Source organism: Amazonocrinis nigriterrae CENA67, from assembly GCF_016056305.1.
Lineage (GTDB): Bacteria > Cyanobacteriota > Cyanobacteriia > Cyanobacteriales > Nostocaceae > Amazonocrinis > Amazonocrinis nigriterrae.
In genome coordinates this window covers 161,936-179,390 of the sequence record NZ_JAECZC010000009.1, presented here as the reverse complement: position 1 = coordinate 179,390, position 17,455 = coordinate 161,936, and the positions used below count along the sequence as shown (strand labels likewise).

Genomic DNA, 17,455 nt, shown 5'->3' with positions numbered 1-17,455 from the left:
ATCCCCTCATCCCCCCATCTCCCCAGTCAAGATTGCCATTGCCCGCGATCGCGCTTTTAATTTTTATTACCAAGACAATCTCGATTTACTGCAACAATTGGGTGCAGAATTAGTTTTCTGGAGTCCGCTAGCAGATAATGAATTACCACCAGGTGTGCAGGGAATGTATTTTGGTGGTGGTTTTCCAGAAGTCTTTGCCCAGCAACTAGCAGAAAATACTAGCGCCCGTAATGCTATCAAAACAGCAATTCTTGCAGGAATGCCTACAATTGCCGAGTGTGGCGGATTAATGTATTTGTGTGAGCAAATTATCGATTTTGAGGGTAAACCTTGGCCGATGGTGGGAGTGCTACCGACATCTGCTGTCATGGATAAACGCTTAACTTTAGGTTATCGTCGTGCAGTAGCTTTGCAAAATAGTTTGTTAGTACCAACAGGTAGAAATATTTACGGCCATGAATTTCATCGTTCCCGATTAATCTCAACTTCTAATCAACCTCTGTTTGCAACTTACCGCTACGATTGTGACGAAAATATGGGATATGAAGGATGGGCATTACCTGTAAATGTTCACGCTTCTTATATTCATTTGCACTGGGGAGCAAGTGTAGAGATTCCACAGCGGTTTATTCAGCAATGTCTTAATAATTCGTAATTCGTAATTCGTAATTAAGATAGATGAAATGTAATTATTTGCAAGTCTTGTTAATAAAAATTAATGCTCTTGAGAGGTTGTCACATGAATGTTTTCATTCAATCTGCGAATCAAACGAGATAATTCACGAATGATATTTACCGCAATTTCAGGAGTTTCTTCAATTGCATCATAAAGTTGCTCTTGCGTCAGTTCCAAAAATTCGCAAGGTTCTAAAGTAGTGGCAGAGGCAGAACGAGGTTGAGTATCAAATACTGCCATTTCACCAAAGTATTTTCCACGGTCTACTTCTGCGAGTTTTTTATCCCCAATATGAACTTTAACTCGACCTGACACGACTATGTATAGCGATCGCCCTTCTTCTCCCTGTCTAAAGATGGTGTAGTTAGCAGGAAATGACAACTCATGCATCACTGAAGTCAGTCGTACAATAAAATCATCCCGCAATTCTTTAAAAATCGGGACTCGCCGCACAAATAATAAACGGTCAACGCTGCTGAGCATAATCTGTTAAAAGTTACACATTAACAATATCAAATATTTAAGTGAGCAAAAATCAACTATCAGATGAGTGAGAGCGCGATTAGCCATATTAACCGATAATTGGGGAATTCCCAATTCCCAATTCCCCATTCCCAATTCCCAAAGTATAATGTTCAGGAAATGGTACTTGCGACTATTTATAGTATTCCTGGGGCTGTGGCTAGTCTTAGATCTAGTTTCCCACCTAGGAGCAGAAATTTTCTGGTTTGAGGAAGTCGGCTACCTGCAAGTCTTTCTGCTGAGGGTAGTCTCTAAGGGTATTTTATGGGTAGTGGTAACTACTATAACTGCTGCCTATATGCTAGGAAACCTGGCTTTGGCACAACGGCTAAAGTATCCTAAGTCTTTGAAGATTGAGGAAGTTAGGCGTGAAGAAGTAGGATTTAGCAGGGAACTAAAAAAATTTCTCAGTCCTCGTTATTCACAACCCGATGATGTTCGTACACCTGATACCGCAGGTATTCAACCGTTAAAGTTGCACTGGCTGTCACCGCTAGTTTTGGTATTAAGCTTGTTGGTAGGGTTAATGCTGGCTCACTACGGTAGAATTTTCCTTTCATATTGGCATTCTCCAGTTAGTCAGGCTCATCTAGCTGTTCCCGTACTATTTCGACCGGAAGCTATTTGGCAACTTTTAATAGAGATTGTCTCACCAATTTGGTATTTGGGTTTGCTTGTGGGGATAGCGATCGCTATCCTAATTTATCCCCAATTTTTGCTCTTGGCGATCGCAATTTTGTTCTGCGTTGGGTTTGGGTTCATCTTCTCTCAATACTGGGCTAAGGTGCTGCTATACTTCCACCACCTTCCTTTCAATCAATCTGATCCTTTATTTAATCAAGATATCAGCTTTTACGTATTTTCATTGCCTTTTTGGCAACTATTAGAACTTTGGTTGATGGGATTATGTTTATATAGCTTCATTGCCGTTAGCCTCATCTATCTGTTGTCAGCAGACAGTCTCAGCCAGGGAATTTTTCCAGGGTTTTCGCAAGAACAGCAGCGCCATTTATACGGAATGGGGGGTTGTTTGATGCTGGTGGTAGCTTTGAGCTATTGCCTGAGTCGTTATGAGTTGGTTTATTCTACTCGTGGTGTGAGTTATGGCGCTAGTTATACCGACGTAACTGCACAATTGCCAGCTTACACCGTTTTGTGTGTTTTGGCAGTCGCGATCGCATTCTACCTGCTATGGCGAACATTACTCTGGCGACCCAAGTCTCAGTATCGACAATTAACATTTTATGGGTTAGGTATTTACTTACTACTGGTTGTAGCAGCTGGCTTGATTTTACCCGCTGCGGTGCAATATTTAATTGTCGAACCTAATGAATTGCAACGCGAGCAACCATATATTCAGCGTACTATTGCTTTAACTCGGCAGGCATTCGATTTAGATGCCATTGATGCTAAAATATTCAACCCGCAAGGAACACTGACTGAAGCTGATATTCAAAAAAATGATTTGACAATTCGCAATATTCGACTTTGGGATGAGCGACCGTTGTTAGAAACTAATCGACAACTGCAACAAATTCGACCATATTACCGCTTTCCCGATGCCGATATTGACCGCTACACTTTAGAAACAGAACAAACAGCACCCACACCAAGTACTCCCGAAAAGCTTTCACAACCGGCTAACGCCACAGAAAAACGGCAGGTATTGATTTCTGCACGAGAATTAGATTACACTGCCGTACCTCAACAGGCTCAGACTTGGGTAAACGGCCATCTCATTTATACTCACGGCTACGGTTTTACTATGAGTCCAGTGAATACAGTCGGGCCGGGAGGACTACCAGAATATTTTGTCAAAGACATTAGTGGCAATAATACCGCCCTAACTACCTCAAGTGTTGCCGTTCGTCAAAGCATTCCCATTGGGCAACCCCGACTTTATTATGGGGAAATTACTAATACATATGTAATGACTGGCACAAAAGCGAGGGAACTAGACTATCCCAGTGGCAGCGATAATGTTTACAATACCTACGATGGTCGCGGTGGTGTAAAAATCGATTTTCTGTGGCGACGATGGCTATTTGCCATGTATTTGAAAGATTGGCAAATGGCACTCACACGGGATTTTTTGCCAGAGACGAAAGTATTGTTTAGGCGGAATATCAAGCAAAGAATTCAAGCGATCGCACCTTTTCTACGCTACGATAGCGACCCCTATCTGGTAGCTGCCAATAGTAATTATGATACCAAGAATCAAGAATTTCCAGGCAGGAAAAACTATATCTACTGGATGATAGATGCTTACACCACAAGCGATCGCTATCCTTACTCAGACACTGGTAGCGAAGACATTAACTACATTAGGAACTCCGTAAAGGTAGTAATTGATGCATATAACGGCACTGTTAATTTTTATATTGCCGATGTCAGAGATCCCATCATTGCTACTTGGTCAGCCATCTTTCCTAATTTGTTCAAACCCCTCACTACCATGCCAGTTGCCCTCCGCAACCATATCCGCTATCCAGTAGACTTCTTCAATATTCAGTCTGAGCGGTTGATGACATACCACATGACCGACCCCCAAGTATTTTACAACCGGGAAGACCAATGGCAGATTCCCAATGAAATTTATGGCAGTGAAGCCCGTCCTGTAGAGCCATATTACATAATTACTAGCCTTCCCACCGTACCCTTTGAAGAATTTCTCCTACTTTTACCATACACACCCAAACAGCGGACTAATTTAATCGCTTGGTTAGCAGCGCGATCGGATGGCTATAACTACGGTAAGTTGTTGCTGTATATTTTTCCCAAGGAACGCCTAGTATATGGCCCAGAACAAATAGAAGCACGAATTAACCAAGACCCAGTGATTTCTCAGCAAATTTCCTTGTGGAATCGCCAAGGTTCAAGAGCAATTCAGGGCAATCTGTTGGTAATTCCTATTGAGCAATCCTTACTATATGTCGAGCCAATTTATCTAGAAGCCACCCAAAACAGTTTACCAACCTTAGTGCGGGTAGTCGTGGCTTACGAAAATCGCATCGTCATGGCCCAAACCTTAGAACAAGCATTGCAAGCAATCTTTAAACCAGAAGTGACACCAGCCCCGGCGATTATTCGCCCTGTGGAGGAAGATGGGGGGATAGGGAGATAGGGAGATAGGGGGATGAGGGAGTAAAAAAAGACTTATCCCATCCCTAGGGCAAGCTGGGGAAGTTGCAGGAGAAAGAGTCTATTCATCGTCTTCGATCTCCAAATAGCTTAATTAGCGTTCGTCGTTCGCGGTAGCGTCTTTGAACAAGAAGACGTTGGTGCAGCGATCGCCTGTTTTTGCTTATTTATTTTAATGCATTATTTGTGTATTTTGTCAATGCGTAAATTCTAGTCATGATTAAATTTGCTACTGTTCTCATCAAGTCATTAACAGAACTTAACCTATCTCAGGGTAGATAGTAATTATATGAACAAAAGTATATTTTTGTAATGAAATATACAGCAATTTTTCAAATATATGGCTGACATCGTTGATACTGCCGTTAGTGCTGGTTCCTTTAAGACCTTAGTGGCAGCAGTAAAAGCTGCTGGCTTAGTGGATACCCTCAAGAGTCCTGGGCCATTTACGGTCTTTGCACCCACTGATGAGGCATTTTCTAAGCTACCCGCAGGGACAGTAGACTCACTGCTTCAGGACATTCCACAACTGACGAAAATCCTGACTTATCATGTTGTTTCAGGTAAAGTCCGGGCAGCAGATGTGGTCAATTTGGACTCAGCTCCAACTGTTGAAGGAAGCAGCGTCAAAATTGACGCATCTAATGGTGGTGTGAAAGTAAATGACGCTACTGTTGTTACACCAGATGTTGAAGCTGATAACGGTGTGATTCATGTTATTGACACGGTATTGATTCCTGCCTAAGACAACCTCAAATAGTTAAGAGCGCATTTGTAGGACAGCGATTAAAATTAGTTGCTGTCCTACTACTTTTTAGATGCGTCCGTCAGGATCTAATATCGCCTACTGCTCACTTGACCCCATTCCCTATTCCCTATTTCCCATTCCCTTTACAGCTTGGGTAATGAAAAATAAAACGTGGCTCCACTGCCAACAACACCTTCTGCCCAAACTCGACCGTTATGTCGATAAATAATGCGCTGTACGTTTGCTAACCCAACGCCCGTTCCTTCAAATTGGGCATCGCTATGCAGGCGTTGAAATACTCCAAACAGCTTATGCACATATTGCATATTAAAACCAACGCCGTTATCTCGCACAAAAAAGACAACTTCGTCTTCATGGTCGATACTGCCAATGGTGATTTCTGTTAAAGTGCGAGTCTGAGTATATTTAACAGCATTAGACATCAAATTGCGAAGCACAAGCCGCAGCATGGAAGGGTCGCCCTGTACCTGGGGTAGTGATTGGATATGCCAATTGATTATGCGTCCTTTGGTTTCTGTGAGCAAATCACATTGCACTTCTTGCACGAGTTGTTCCATATTCAGGGTGACATAGCGCATTTCGGTGCGCCCCATACGGGAAAATGTCAGTAACTCCTCGATTAGTATGCCTGCCTGTTTTGCTGTTTGGGCGATCGCTTTTAAATATCGCTGGCTCGTTTCATCTAAGCTGGTTACGTTCAGCCGCTTGTGAAGCAATTCTACAAATCCGCTAATGTTGCGAAACGGTGCTATCAAGTCGTGAGAAACTGAATAGGAAAATGATTCTAGCTCTTTGTTAGCAGCTTCTAGCTGGGCTGTCCGCTCTTGTATCCGTTGCTCTAAAATCTCATTGAGTTGTTGCATGGCAGTTTCTGCTTGCTTGCGTTCATGAATGTCGCTAGCAATACCTACCCACTTGATAATTACTCCTGCGGCATCTTGAATCGGTAAACCCCTTGCAATATACCAATGATAGACACCATCGGCAGCACGGCGGTAGCGGAGTTCTACCTCGTAGTTGGTAGCTTGAATCACAGCTTGCTGCCAAGTGTGCAAAACCCGATCGCGATCATCGGGATGAATGACCGAGGTACAGCCTTCGCCAACGGTCTGTGCCATCGTCAGCCCAGTGTAGTCTAACCAGTACTGATTACAATACGTGATATGACCATCGCTGTTTGCCATCCAAATTACTAAGGGTGACACTTCGGTTAAAATCCGGTATTGTTCCTCGCTAGCACGTAGGGCATCTTCTGCTAGCTTGCGATCATGGATATCAACACACGAGCCGATATAGCCGAGAAACTCCCCTGTAAGTGTCAACCGAGGTACACCAGTATCGAAAATCCAACGGTATTCGCCATCAAAGCGTTTGAGGCGATATTCCATTTGAAAATTTTGTCGAGCATCGAAGGCGTTGGTGTAGGTGTCTAAGCAATGCTGAAAATCATCGGGGTAAACTCCCTCAGTCCACCCATTCCCCATCTCTTGCTCTAAAGTCCGCCCGGTAAAGTCTAGCCAAGGTTTATTAAAGTAGTAACAAAGCTTATCATTACCAGACATCCAGACTAGCACCGGAGCGGTATCAGTCATGTGGCGAAAGCAAGCTTCACTTTCACGCAACGCTGCTTGTGCCAACTGGTGATGCTGTTGGCTCATGTCACCAGTCTTTGCCGTATTTGCGCTCACCCCACGCAGCATTTCTATACGACGTTCACTCAACACCTGCGCTGTAGTTTCAATCACCGTCGCTAAAATGCCTCCTACTTTCCCTGTTTCATCGTGAATCGGACTGTAGGAAAAGGTAAAGTAACACTCTTGCAGATTGCCATTACGCTCCACGAACAACAGCTGATTTTCTTGGCAAATCGCCTCACCCTTTGACATCACCTGCTCAAAAATCGACCCAATGACCTGCCAAATTTCAGCGAAAGTCTCGCGCATACTTCTGCCTAAAGCTGTTGGGTGTTTGCATGGCCCTAAGATGGTACTGTAGGCATCGTTATAAATTTGAATGTAGTCTCTGCCCCAAGCAATGTACATGGGTAAAACCGCAGCTTGAACAATGCTAACGGCTGTTTTTAAGCTAGGCGACCAAGTTTTAACCGAGCCTAGAGGCGTTTGTGACCAATCGAGCGATCGCATCATTGCTACCATCTCGCCACTTTTAGCAAAGAAGTTGTTGCCAATTGTTGCTTTCGCTTCAGTCATCTCTATTTCGGCTCCGCTTCTTGGCACTCAACATCAAATCTTAAGTTTTGCCATTTGAGTCTATTAGCCAATACGGTTATACTCTATGATGGCAAATTTTTGATGTTACATGATCAAAAATTGTTGGTGTCTCAGTCGCAGGTGGCATCTGGAAATATAATTTGTCAAGTTCAACAAGCCATCGCTCCTGCTGTGAACTCGAAGATTGCACATTGTCAGATGACTTGTGGAGTTAGAAAGGCGATCGCTCCACCTCAAAGCCTCATTGTTCATGCTTTGAACTCGAAGCTTGCACTTGGGAACACAAATTGTGGAGTTAAAAGGGCGATCGCTCCACCTCAAAGCCTCATCATTCATGCTTTGAACTCAAAGCTTCCACTTGGGAACACAAATTGTCGAGTCCAAAGAGCGATCGCTCAACTCAGGAAGATATTGCAGCAGAAAAAATTCAGCAGATATTAGCTGAATTTGAGGAAGAACAAAAAAACAAATAAATCTTGAAAAGCTTGAAATTTTTATTATCTGTAAAAAATATTGCGAATGACTGGGAAGTATTACAGAATGTTTGATACTTCCCAGACATTATCTTATGAATAGTTATCTAAGTGCAGCAGATCATAATTGGGCTGTCATCTGAGGTAACAACCAAAGCCAATGTATTTACATTTCGGCTATGTTTATCGTATTATCCTGATTCTTACGACGGCGAGACATAGCCATTACTCCACCGACCATACCTAAGCCTAATAGTGTAGCTGGTTCAGGAATGGAAGTAGTAGTGAATAAACCACCAGAGAAAGCTAAATTCTTAACTGAACCGCCGCTACTGAGAATTGACTCAACATTAGCAACTTGGGCATTGTTGATTTGGAAAGTTAAGTTTCCGGCACCTTGTGATTTTGTTTCATCACCACTACTAAAGAATCCATCAAGTGCAACATCTACAGCTATGTTTTGACCGCTTTGTTTGAGTGCGTAACTTGCAGACTTCAAAGTAAATATATTAATCCCATCTGTGATTGAGGCAGTATCAGCTGAAGACTGAACAATACCAGGTATAAGAGTTTGACCAAAGTCAAGAAAAGGATTATCGGCAGATAAAGGAGAAAAACTGATAATATTACCTATATTAGCTGTGTTGAAAGCTAAGAAATTTCCTGTCTGAGCCGAAAGCGAAATTGGTGTGACTGGCTGCGGAGAGAAAATTAAGGATGTTGCTGATAATTCAACTAAGCTACTTGCTATAGAAGGCGAAGTAGTAAAACCATTACTTAGCTGAAAATCACCAATCAATGATTCTGCTTTTGCAGAATCAGCAAAGCTAAATATCCCAGTCACAGACAAAGGAATTACAACAGCGACAGCAAGAATTGCATCTAGTAACCTAGATGTTGAAGCAAACATTTTCATTTTTTGAACCTATAAAAATACCGCAGAACTAAGCTTGTTCTGTATAGTCTTCAGAAGATTTACGGTATGATTGATTTATTACTACGATAGGTTCTCATAAAGATTTACGAGAAACAATAAGCCACATTCCACACTGACAACTGGCACACTCAGTAAACTTCCCTGGCTTGAATTTACACTGTAATTGACTTTTAAGTTTTGACTTACCGAATTGGTCAGATTAAGGATTAAGGTTAAGTTGAGATTGATAATAGCGATCGCAGTTTAAAAAATTCCGCTACGGTAATTAATGTTCAACGATTTATTAAAGCATTTTATGGAGCAAGCTCTGATTGAAGGGCGAAAAGCCTTACCCCAATGCTTGCCCAATCCTCCTGTAGGCTGTGTTCCAGTGCAGGCTGGCAGTATAATTGCTCGCGGATATACTAATGCTCCTGGTAAACACCATGCGGAAGTCATGGCGCTGAGTCAGGTCGAAGGCGAACTGTCTGATGTTACAGCTTTTGTCACTCTGGAGCCTTGTTCGTTCCACGGAAGAACTCCTTCTTGTGCCCTAGCATTGGTTGAGAGAAAAATTGGGGCTGTGTACGTGGCATTAGTGGACTGCGATCCGCGAAATCAAGGCAGAGGCATAGATATATTAAAAGCGGCAGGAATACCTGTAACAGTAGGGCTGATGTCCGCACAAGCAGAACAAGACCTCAGTCCCTACCTCATTCATTAGAGATGATATTAAGTACACGACCCGAAGGAATTGCACTTAGGAAATTGTTATTTTAAGGAGTACGTGGAATACGCTCAATTTCAGCATATCCACTGAAAATTAATTTTTCACCCTCAGTTTCTAAACGATTGAGTCGCATTTTCACCCCATCCAGGTCAAAGCGATCCAAATCGACCATATTATCTAAAATTTCCGCCAGTGCCATACTCAAAGTTTGGGATATTTCTCGTTGGGCTTCTGGTACAAGATCTAGTTCAATTTGAGGGTCTTTGAAGGAAATCCGCCGCCGCCGTTCCACAGCTATGGTTAGGGTCATACTCAGCGGTATCAGTTCGCCATTGTCTAAATCTGCTTTTGCCAAAATCCGCAGACGATTTTCTGGCAAGAGTTGTACCTGAACCTCTGTAAAAGAGATTGGTTTACCACCCGATAATGCCGTCAATTCAGGTACAGTGAGGTTCACAAGGCGCTTTTTCACCAATTCCGCATTGAAGGCTTGGTTAATGCCTGCTTCTGATAAAATTACTTGAGCGATCGCTTGAGTGGGTTGCTTGAGACTCAGTTTGCCACTCAATACTGCTCCAAAGTCAATGGCAACTGCATCGGTTTCAAAAGACATCTCCTCCACTGCGAATTCTCTACGAATGACCAAGCCACGACCGCTCATTTTGAAGCTATCAATGCTGCCTTGCAACAGTTTGCTGGAGGGATAGCAGCGCACAAAGACTTCTACTGACTCGCTTTGGGTAAACAGGTGGCGAATCGTTTGGCTGGCGACTGTATTGAGCATCCGCTCCCCCCAGTCTGTGCCTTTTGGATCTGTTAAACCAGTAAGTCCGCCGAACATTTGGTTTGGGTCTCTAGAAGTTCTTTGTACTTTTGTAACAAATTGTGAATAATACAGCAAGCCTCTGAAGATTGATTGTCTTAATGGGCAAGCCTAGAATAGCTGATGATCAAACATCAACTGTGTCTTATTTTACTTAAAAATGAGTTATGGGAATACTTGAGTTGGGGACTGGGGATTGGGAGAATTATAGACGGGGATTCAAACCACGCTCATGGTGATCTAGTCTGGTTTACCCAACCGTTAATACTAGATCTTGCTATACCTATTGTCACAGCTAGCTGATTCTGGCTGATTTCGTAAGTTTCTCATACTTGCTTAAGTACTTTACCTGCTTTTTTTATGCTTGCTCAAGATTCATCTTCACTCAGGTAAAGCCTGATAAATTCCTCTGCGGCTTGTGAGTTAATTTTTTGTAAACCTTTGCGAATTTCTAATATTGCATCAGATGTTGGTGATCTAGTCTGGTTTACCCAACCGTTAATACTAGACCTTGCTATACCCATTGTCACAGCTAGCTGATTCTGGCTGATTTCGTAAGTTTCTAATACTTGCTTAAGTGCTTTACCTGCTTTTCCCATTATTTAGATTTTGTCAGGGAATTAAAAGCAAGTAAATGTACCTGATCGCGTACATGATGTACACTAAATATGTACGCAATCAGGTACATTATCTGAGAACAAGGTATACCTCAATGGCTGATGAATTTATCTCTAATACACCAGACTTTAATAATCCTTCCTCATCTTCACCAAACCGTGAAAGCGTAAAAATTTTGCTAATTGGTTCTAATCGAGGCATCAATAGCATTATTTACTGGCTGCATCGCCTTGGCTTTGCAGAAGTAACAGCTTGGAGTAAGCCACAAGTTGCACCCAACAGTGAACACAAAGAAGTGATGAGTATCACTGTCAAACAAGTTACCGTGGACTGAATACAAAGGGCGCGATCGCCCTTGGAGTTGGCGAAGCGATCGCTTTTTGAAGTGATAAAATTGCCTACCAAGAGCGATCGCAATCTTTCTTAAGCAAGCAGCATTGCAACTAAATTACCTAGTTAACAACCGCCGTCGGAGCAAATCCAAGGCTGCATTTGCGCTCACATGGCGAATTAAAGCACGTCCCCGCATTGTCCCAAACCGATACTCAAAACTTGCCACTTCGTCGTTTGGCCCAGCTAAACCGATGTAAACTAAACCCACCGGCTTGGTGTCTGTTCCCCCAGTTGGGCCAGCAATACCAGTTATACTCAATCCCCAAGTAGTTAACAGGCGCGTTTTCACTCCAACAGCCATTTGTTCTGCAACAGTAGCACTCACTGCCCCAAATTTATCTAGGTCTTCTGGGTTTACCCCTAATAGTCTGACTTTGACCGAGTTGTCATAAGAAATTACCCCACCCCAAAAGTAATCAGAACTACCAGAAATCTCGGTCAACATTTGTCCTAATCCGCCACCAGTGCAAGATTCTGCAACTGAAAGAGTTTCTTTTGATACTCGTAACAGTTGACCGACCACAGCAGCAAGAGTTTCATCATCTGCACCGTAATAATCCAATCCAGCAATATCTTTGATTTGTTTCTCAATCGGTGTAATTAAAGCTTCTGCTGCCTGTTCTGAACTAGCTTTAGCAGAAATTCGTAGTCTGACTTCACCCTTACCTGCATAAGGCGCTACCGTGGGGTTAGGCAAATTCAGATAGGCAGTAACTTTTTCTGCCAAAGCAGATTCACCAATACCCCAAAACCTTAAACTCCGGCTATAAATAATTTCTTTACCCCAGCCTTGATTTTGGAGAAAAGGTACTGCTGTTTCTTGCCACATCCGGTGCATTTCTGATGGAACACCGGGAAACGTGAAAATTGTGATTTCCGGACGCGGTTGCCAGATGATACCGGGTGCTGTGCCAGTGGGGTTAGGTAAAATTTCTGCACCTTGAGGAATCAAAGCTTGCTTGCGGTTACTGGGAGTCATCACCCGACCGCGCCCTGCAAATTTTTGAGCTATATCTTCAATAATTTCCGGACGTTCTACCAAAGGAACACCAAAAAAATCAGCGATGGTTTCGCAGGTGAGATCATCCGGCGTTGGCCCCAGACCACCAGTGAAAATGAGAATTTGCGCTCTTGATGTAGCAATTTCAATAACTTGCTTCAATCGTTCCACGTTATCCCCCACCACAGTTTGATAGTAGTGGGGAATGCCTAATTGCGCTAATTGTTGCGCCAGAAATTGAGCATTACTATTGAGGATATCTCCTAGCAGCAGTTCAGTACCAACACAAATAATTTCTGCACTCATTGGATTAGGGAATGGGGACTGGGGACTGGGGAACTCGGGCCCCCCACGACCGAAGGGAGTGGGGATTAGGGGCAATGGGGACTGGGGAACTCGGGCCCCCCACGACCGAAGGGAGTGGGGATTAGGGGCAATGGGGACTGGGAAAAATATTAATTCATCAAACGGTATTTTTTCCTAATACCCAATTCCCAATACCCAATACCTAATACCAAATTCCTTATGCTAACGCTGGTACTGGAATCTCTAGGTGAGGATACAAGGGGAAGCGATCGCACAATGCTGCGACTCTGCGCCGACAATCAGCTGCTACCGTATCAGAATCAGGAGAAAGCAGGCGATCGGCAATAATATTACCAATTTCGGTAAATTCTGCAACTCCTAGGCCTCTTGTGGTCATTGCCGGAGAACCCAACCTCAGACCGCTAGTCACAAATGGGGACTGTGGATCAAAGGGAACAGTATTTTTATTTGCTGTAATATTTACACCACTCACCAGTTGATCCGCTTGCTTACCAGTCAGTCCAATAGACCGTAAATCCACCAGCATTAAATGGTTATCAGTGCCATCAGATACCAATTTTAAACCGCGGTTTTGTAGTTGATTTGCCAAAGCACGGGCATTTTCAATCACTTGAGCAGAATAGGTCTTAAACTCTGGCTTGAGTGCTTCGCCAAAAGCTACTGCCTTGGCAGCAATCACATGTTCTAAAGGCCCACCTTGAGTACCAGGGAAAACTGATTTATCCAGCTTTTTACCAAGTTCACTATCACGGGTCAAAATTAAACCACCGCGAGGGCCGCGTAGAGTTTTATGGGTAGTTGTAGTGACTACATCACAATAGGGAATCGGGTCGGGATGAAGACCACTGGCAACTAAACCAGCGATGTGAGCAATATCTGCTAGTAAGTAAGCACCTACTTCATCAGCAATGCTACGAAACTTTTCAAAATCAATGATCCGAGGATAAGCCGAATAACCACAAATCAAAAGCTTAGGACGCTCCCTCAACGCCAGCTCCCGAATTTGGTCATAATCGAGTTGTTCTGTTTGTTGGCTAACACCGTAATGGCGAACTTGAAACCACTTACCTGATACATTTACAGGCGAACCGTGGGTGAGATGTCCTCCGTGAGACAAATCCATGCCCATGATGGTGTCACCTGGTTCTAGTAGTGTGAGAAACACTGCAAAATTAGCCTGTGCGCCAGAATGGGGTTGGACATTGGCATGAGCAGCACCAAATAGCTGTTTAGCACGGTCGATCGCTATTTGCTCTACTTTGTCGATAAATTCACAACCGCCATAGTAGCGTTTACCAGGCAATCCCTCAGCATATTTATTTGTTAGTACCGAACCTTGAGCAGCTAGTACAGCAGCAGAGGTAAAGTTTTCACTAGCAATTAACTCCAAGTGGTCGCGTTGACGCTGAAGTTCTTGGTTAAGTAATTCCGCGATCGCGCGATCGGAGTCGGCAAGAATGTCTGAGTTAGTCTTAGCCACTTAACTATCCTTGTAAAAATTTGTACAAATTTTGATTTGGACTGAATGCAGCATCTCAGTAATAGTTCAAAGTCAAACATTTTTTTGATTGCTGAGCATTGATGGTTACTGATGCTGATTTATTTATTATTAGATACCAGCCTGATTAATGTGTTAACCATCATAAACTTCTGTTGGGGAATTGGGAATTGAAAATTGGAAATTGGGCATGGGGGAGGTAGTGCATTGTGGAGGTTTCCTTCGTTGTAGCAATGCTGTCATTGAGCATTGAGGTAAAATCCGCCAGCTTCCCCTGCTTTGAAAGCTCCCCAGTCCTAGCCTATGAGGTACGCAATGGTTATTGTTGGTTATCCTTGCTAAATCTTGATGTAAAAATGTATGTATGAGTTTTTACTAAAGTACTCACTCATTAGATACACAACATACAATAAATTAAGGTTCATTAGTTGATTTTTTGATAACCCTCATTTTTGCCAAAGAAATTGCTAAGGATGCTTTTGAGCATCTTCCGCAATCAAAAATTACAATAGTTTATCATGCGCTGCGCGCCCACCCTGCCTTCAAACGCTCTTTGGGTGTCTACCAAACCTATCCTCTTTTGGACAAATGCGGGTAGCTAATGAGGATTTACAGGAGGGATTGGATGCTAGTCATTTTAACAGGCGATCAAATCATTGCCCCTGAGCAAGTATGCCAGTCTTGTTTACTCGCTGACAAAAGTGGTCATCCGCGTTGGCGTGGGGGACAACTTCGTTGTGGTCAAGCCATTGCTAAACTCACTGAACAACAGCCAGACCAGTACGAGTGTATCATGGGCTTTCGCATTGCGAACATCAAATAGCATGGGGTTCCCCACACGCCACACCCGTTACGCCGCACCCTTTTCATCGTTGAGTGTTAACCGTCAACACTCAGCAATCTGCTAAAGTCAACGTGCAATTTAAAAGCATAACAGTTTAGCAACACTAAGCAACTGCGTTATCCTAAGCTCAAGTAACTCTCGAAATTTAGCCACAGGAGAACGTACAATGACTTGGCGCGGGTCTACAACTATTTCTGACCGAATTTTTGCTTGTTTACCTTACCTGCTGCCTTTAGTAGAGGTAATCACTTTTGGCTTTTTTTTACTAGACCAGTTTCCTCCATTGGCAGTGATTTTTGCGCCAATTCTGATTTTGTGGTCATACTACAGGCGTGTGCGCTATGCAGGAATGATTATTTTCTTTGCTTTGTGGCTTTTAGTGGTGAGAAACGAAAAAATCAGTCACTTTATTCGTTTTAACACCATGCAAGCAATCTTATTGGACATAATTATCTTCTTGTTTAGTATCCTCACTGATGTTGTTGGACTGGTACCAGGTGGTGGTTTTGCTATCCAAACTCTATCCACAACGATTTTTCTGGGCATTGTAGTAGCAGTTGCATTTTCCGCCGTCCAGTCAATACTGGGGCGTTATGCAGAAATTCCGGCAATTTCTGATGCAGTGTATATGCAAGTGCGCTAGTTTTAACTGATTGCTACGGTGTTTTCTAGGCGACCGATACCTTCAATTTCGATACGGACGCGATCGCCTCGTTGCAATGAGCCAACACCTTCCGGCGTACCCGTTAGTACTACATCCCCTGGTAGCAAGGTCATAACTTGACTAATATAGGACACTAAAAGATCTGGAGAAAACACCATCTGATCGATACATGCAGATTGCATAGGGTTGGTATCGTCATTGACAAAAGTCTGCAACCTAGCTCCGGGATTTAATTCTCGGACAATCCAAGGCCCTAGAGGACAGAAAGTATCAAAACCTTTGGCTCTAGTCCATTGACCATCTTTTTGTTGTAAATCCCGTGCTGTCACATCATTGGCGATGGTGTAGCCCCAAATTTTAGTTTGAGCTTCTTCTGGCGTGCAGTTACAGGCGCGATCGCCAATTACTAGTGCTAACTCCCCTTCGTAGTCTACCCGTTGCGATTGGGGAGGATACTTAATTTCTGTTTCAGAGGCGATAATTGATGTCGGTGGCTTCAGAAAGATTAATGGTTCACTTGGCACAGGAGTTCCCATTTCTGCTGCATGGTCTGCATAGTTCTTGCCCACTGCCACAATTTTAGAGGGAGCGCAGGGAGGAAGAATTTGGTAGTTTTCTGGGGTTAAAATTAAATCTGTGGGTTGTCCTTGCAACCAGGGTGGAGCATCTAGCACCTGTACATTAAGGGATAGTTGTAGCAACCCATAGTAAACCTTTCCTTCTAGATTTTGAACTCGCACATAGCGCTGCGCCATAAGCTTGATTAATATCCTTTTGTCTGCGATGAAAAGCCGTTAGTGGGTAGCAATCTTCAGTCAGTGGTAGAGGTTTGAGCCAAAGAAACAGCAATAGGCTCTACTTGCAAGCATAGCCAAAAGCTATGCTAATAGATTTAGGAGTGACGTCAATAAGAGCCGAAATATTTATTTTCACCCAGCGGCAATTTATAAATTGCCGCTACAAAGTTTAGTTTTACGTAAGTTTTAAGCTTCATCAATTTGCCATTCACTAAAAACTATATTTTGACTTTTAAAACAAGTCCGTAGAAGCTTTTGCGGTGCTATTGATCAGGTTTCTGCTTTGGGTATTTGCCTTTGCTTGAGCTGATGCGTAGCGTCTCCAACAAAAGAAGACTCGCGGTTTGCTCTTGAAATTGGCAGTTCTTGGGGAACGGGAAACCGACTGATCCTTGGGGTAGGCTGTAGGCAGGGTGGGTTAGCTGCGTTCTTGGTTGCCCCTAAAGCAGCTGCTCATTGAAAGTGGCGCGAAACTCCATTCCTTTTTGGGTGGAGTTTTTCATTAAAGATGTGAGCGAATTTTGGCACATTTAGCTAATGATTCAAATTGAAAACTGGTAAGATTATAGTTCCTTGTTGCTTCAGATGTTGAGTAATACTAGTATTTCCTATCGAAATTTTTGTATAAACTAACATCAGCAGCCTCTCTGTCCATAAGGAGACTTAAAATCATGTCCACAGTTTACGAAACAATATACATTCTGCGTCCTGATTTAGGAGACGAACAGGTAGAGCAAGCAATTGCCAAATACCAGAACTTGCTCAAAGAACAAGGTGCCGAAGATATTCAAATTCAAAATCGCGGCAAGCGTCGTCTGGCTTATGAAATTAAAAAACAGCGGGACGGCATCTATATCCAGATGAACTACTCTGGCCCTGGATCTGCTATTGCTCCTATGGAACGTGCAATGCGTTTAAGCGAAGAAGTGATTCGCTATCTTACAATTAAGCAAGAACTACCTGAAGAAAAAACAGACAAAGTTGCCGTAACCGCTTAATTTGTAAGCAAATAGTGCTGAGTGTTGAGGTTTTA

General features: G+C 43.1%; 16 protein-coding genes and 1 pseudogene. 9 read left to right on the top strand and 8 right to left on the bottom strand.

All coding sequences use genetic code 11. The annotated features are described in order from the left end of the window. A pseudogene (locus tag I8748_RS07875) lies at window positions 1-655 on the top strand (cobyrinate a,c-diamide synthase); the annotation flags it as partial. Window positions 656-715: 60 nt separating this feature from the next. Here the strand turns inward: I8748_RS07875 and I8748_RS07870 are convergent. Continuing rightward, window positions 716-1,159, bottom strand: a complete 444-nt coding sequence (locus tag I8748_RS07870) for a cyclic nucleotide-binding domain-containing protein (protein WP_198124070.1) — start codon at window positions 1,157-1,159, stop codon at window positions 716-718. A gap of 148 nt (window positions 1,160-1,307) precedes the next feature. Here I8748_RS07870 and I8748_RS07865 point away from each other — a divergent pair, with 148 nt between their 5' ends. Continuing rightward, window positions 1,308-4,322, top strand: a complete 3,015-nt coding sequence (locus tag I8748_RS07865) for a UPF0182 family protein (protein ID WP_198124069.1) — start codon at window positions 1,308-1,310, stop codon at window positions 4,320-4,322. A 357-nt stretch (window positions 4,323-4,679) separates the two neighbouring features. Next, entirely contained in the window at window positions 4,680-5,084 is a 405-nt protein-coding gene (locus tag I8748_RS07860; protein WP_198124068.1) for a fasciclin domain-containing protein, read from the top strand. Between the two features lie 146 nt (window positions 5,085-5,230). Here I8748_RS07860 and I8748_RS07855 read toward each other — a convergent pair whose 3' ends face one another. Then, on the bottom strand, window positions 5,231-7,318 hold the full coding sequence (locus tag I8748_RS07855; RefSeq protein WP_198124067.1) for a PAS domain-containing sensor histidine kinase: 2,088 nt from the start codon (window positions 7,316-7,318) through the stop codon (window positions 5,231-5,233). Between the two features lie 102 nt (window positions 7,319-7,420). Between I8748_RS07855 and I8748_RS07850 the strand changes: the two genes are divergently transcribed. Then, window positions 7,421-7,780, top strand: coding sequence for a hypothetical protein (locus I8748_RS07850; protein ID WP_198124066.1), 360 nt, complete (start codon window positions 7,421-7,423; stop codon window positions 7,778-7,780). A gap of 198 nt (window positions 7,781-7,978) precedes the next feature. On the opposite strand, the gene I8748_RS07845 is transcribed toward I8748_RS07850, so the two are convergent. Beyond that, window positions 7,979-8,728 carry a PEP-CTERM sorting domain-containing protein gene (locus tag I8748_RS07845; RefSeq protein ID WP_225896353.1) on the bottom strand — a complete coding sequence of 250 codons (750 nt, stop codon included), beginning with the start codon at window positions 8,726-8,728 and terminating at the stop codon, window positions 7,979-7,981. 316 nt (window positions 8,729-9,044) lie between these two features. Here I8748_RS07845 and I8748_RS07840 point away from each other — a divergent pair, with 316 nt between their 5' ends. After that, window positions 9,045-9,452 (top strand): bifunctional diaminohydroxyphosphoribosylaminopyrimidine deaminase/5-amino-6-(5-phosphoribosylamino)uracil reductase RibD, encoded by a 408-nt coding sequence (locus I8748_RS07840; RefSeq protein WP_198124064.1) that lies wholly within the window; start codon window positions 9,045-9,047, stop codon window positions 9,450-9,452. A gap of 52 nt (window positions 9,453-9,504) precedes the next feature. Here I8748_RS07840 and I8748_RS07835 read toward each other — a convergent pair whose 3' ends face one another. Both I8748_RS07835 and I8748_RS07830 read right to left on the bottom strand, forming a co-directional pair. Next, a complete protein-coding gene (locus tag I8748_RS07835; RefSeq protein ID WP_198124063.1) occupies window positions 9,505-10,299 on the bottom strand; it encodes an LmeA family phospholipid-binding protein in 795 nt (264 codons plus the stop codon). Between the two features lie 350 nt (window positions 10,300-10,649). After that, window positions 10,650-10,880, bottom strand: coding sequence for a helix-turn-helix domain-containing protein (locus I8748_RS07830; protein ID WP_198124062.1), 231 nt, complete (start codon window positions 10,878-10,880; stop codon window positions 10,650-10,652). A 113-nt stretch (window positions 10,881-10,993) separates the two neighbouring features. On the opposite strand from I8748_RS07830, the gene I8748_RS07825 reads away from it, so the two are divergent. Next, entirely contained in the window at window positions 10,994-11,233 is a 240-nt protein-coding gene (locus tag I8748_RS07825; protein ID WP_198124061.1) for a hypothetical protein, read from the top strand. 114 nt (window positions 11,234-11,347) lie between these two features. Here the strand turns inward: I8748_RS07825 and I8748_RS07820 are convergent, their stop codons facing one another. Together I8748_RS07820 and glyA are read right to left on the bottom strand one after the other, a co-directional pair. Beyond that, window positions 11,348-12,598, bottom strand: coding sequence for a competence/damage-inducible protein A (locus I8748_RS07820; protein ID WP_198124060.1), 1,251 nt, complete (start codon window positions 12,596-12,598; stop codon window positions 11,348-11,350). 217 nt (window positions 12,599-12,815) lie between these two features. Further along, window positions 12,816-14,099 carry a serine hydroxymethyltransferase gene (gene glyA, locus I8748_RS07815; RefSeq protein ID WP_198124059.1) on the bottom strand — a complete coding sequence of 428 codons (1,284 nt, stop codon included), beginning with the start codon at window positions 14,097-14,099 and terminating at the stop codon, window positions 12,816-12,818. A gap of 643 nt (window positions 14,100-14,742) precedes the next feature. On the opposite strand from glyA, the gene I8748_RS07810 reads away from it, so the two are divergent. Both I8748_RS07810 and I8748_RS07805 read left to right on the top strand, forming a co-directional pair. Next, window positions 14,743-14,940, top strand: coding sequence for a hypothetical protein (locus I8748_RS07810; RefSeq protein WP_198124058.1), 198 nt, complete (start codon window positions 14,743-14,745; stop codon window positions 14,938-14,940). 187 nt (window positions 14,941-15,127) lie between these two features. Next, complete coding sequence (locus I8748_RS07805) at window positions 15,128-15,604, top strand: Tic20 family protein (RefSeq protein ID WP_198124057.1); 477 nt, start codon at window positions 15,128-15,130, stop codon at window positions 15,602-15,604. Window positions 15,605-15,606: 2 nt separating this feature from the next. Here the strand turns inward: I8748_RS07805 and I8748_RS07800 are convergent, their stop codons facing one another. Then, window positions 15,607-16,380, bottom strand: coding sequence for a fumarylacetoacetate hydrolase family protein (locus tag I8748_RS07800; protein ID WP_198124056.1), 774 nt, complete (start codon window positions 16,378-16,380; stop codon window positions 15,607-15,609). A gap of 713 nt (window positions 16,381-17,093) precedes the next feature. Here I8748_RS07800 and rpsF point away from each other — a divergent pair. Further along, window positions 17,094-17,420: a 30S ribosomal protein S6 gene (gene rpsF, locus I8748_RS07795; RefSeq protein WP_198124055.1), complete on the top strand. Its 327-nt coding sequence runs from the start codon at window positions 17,094-17,096 to the stop codon at window positions 17,418-17,420. Window positions 17,421-17,455: the final 35 nt, after the last annotated feature.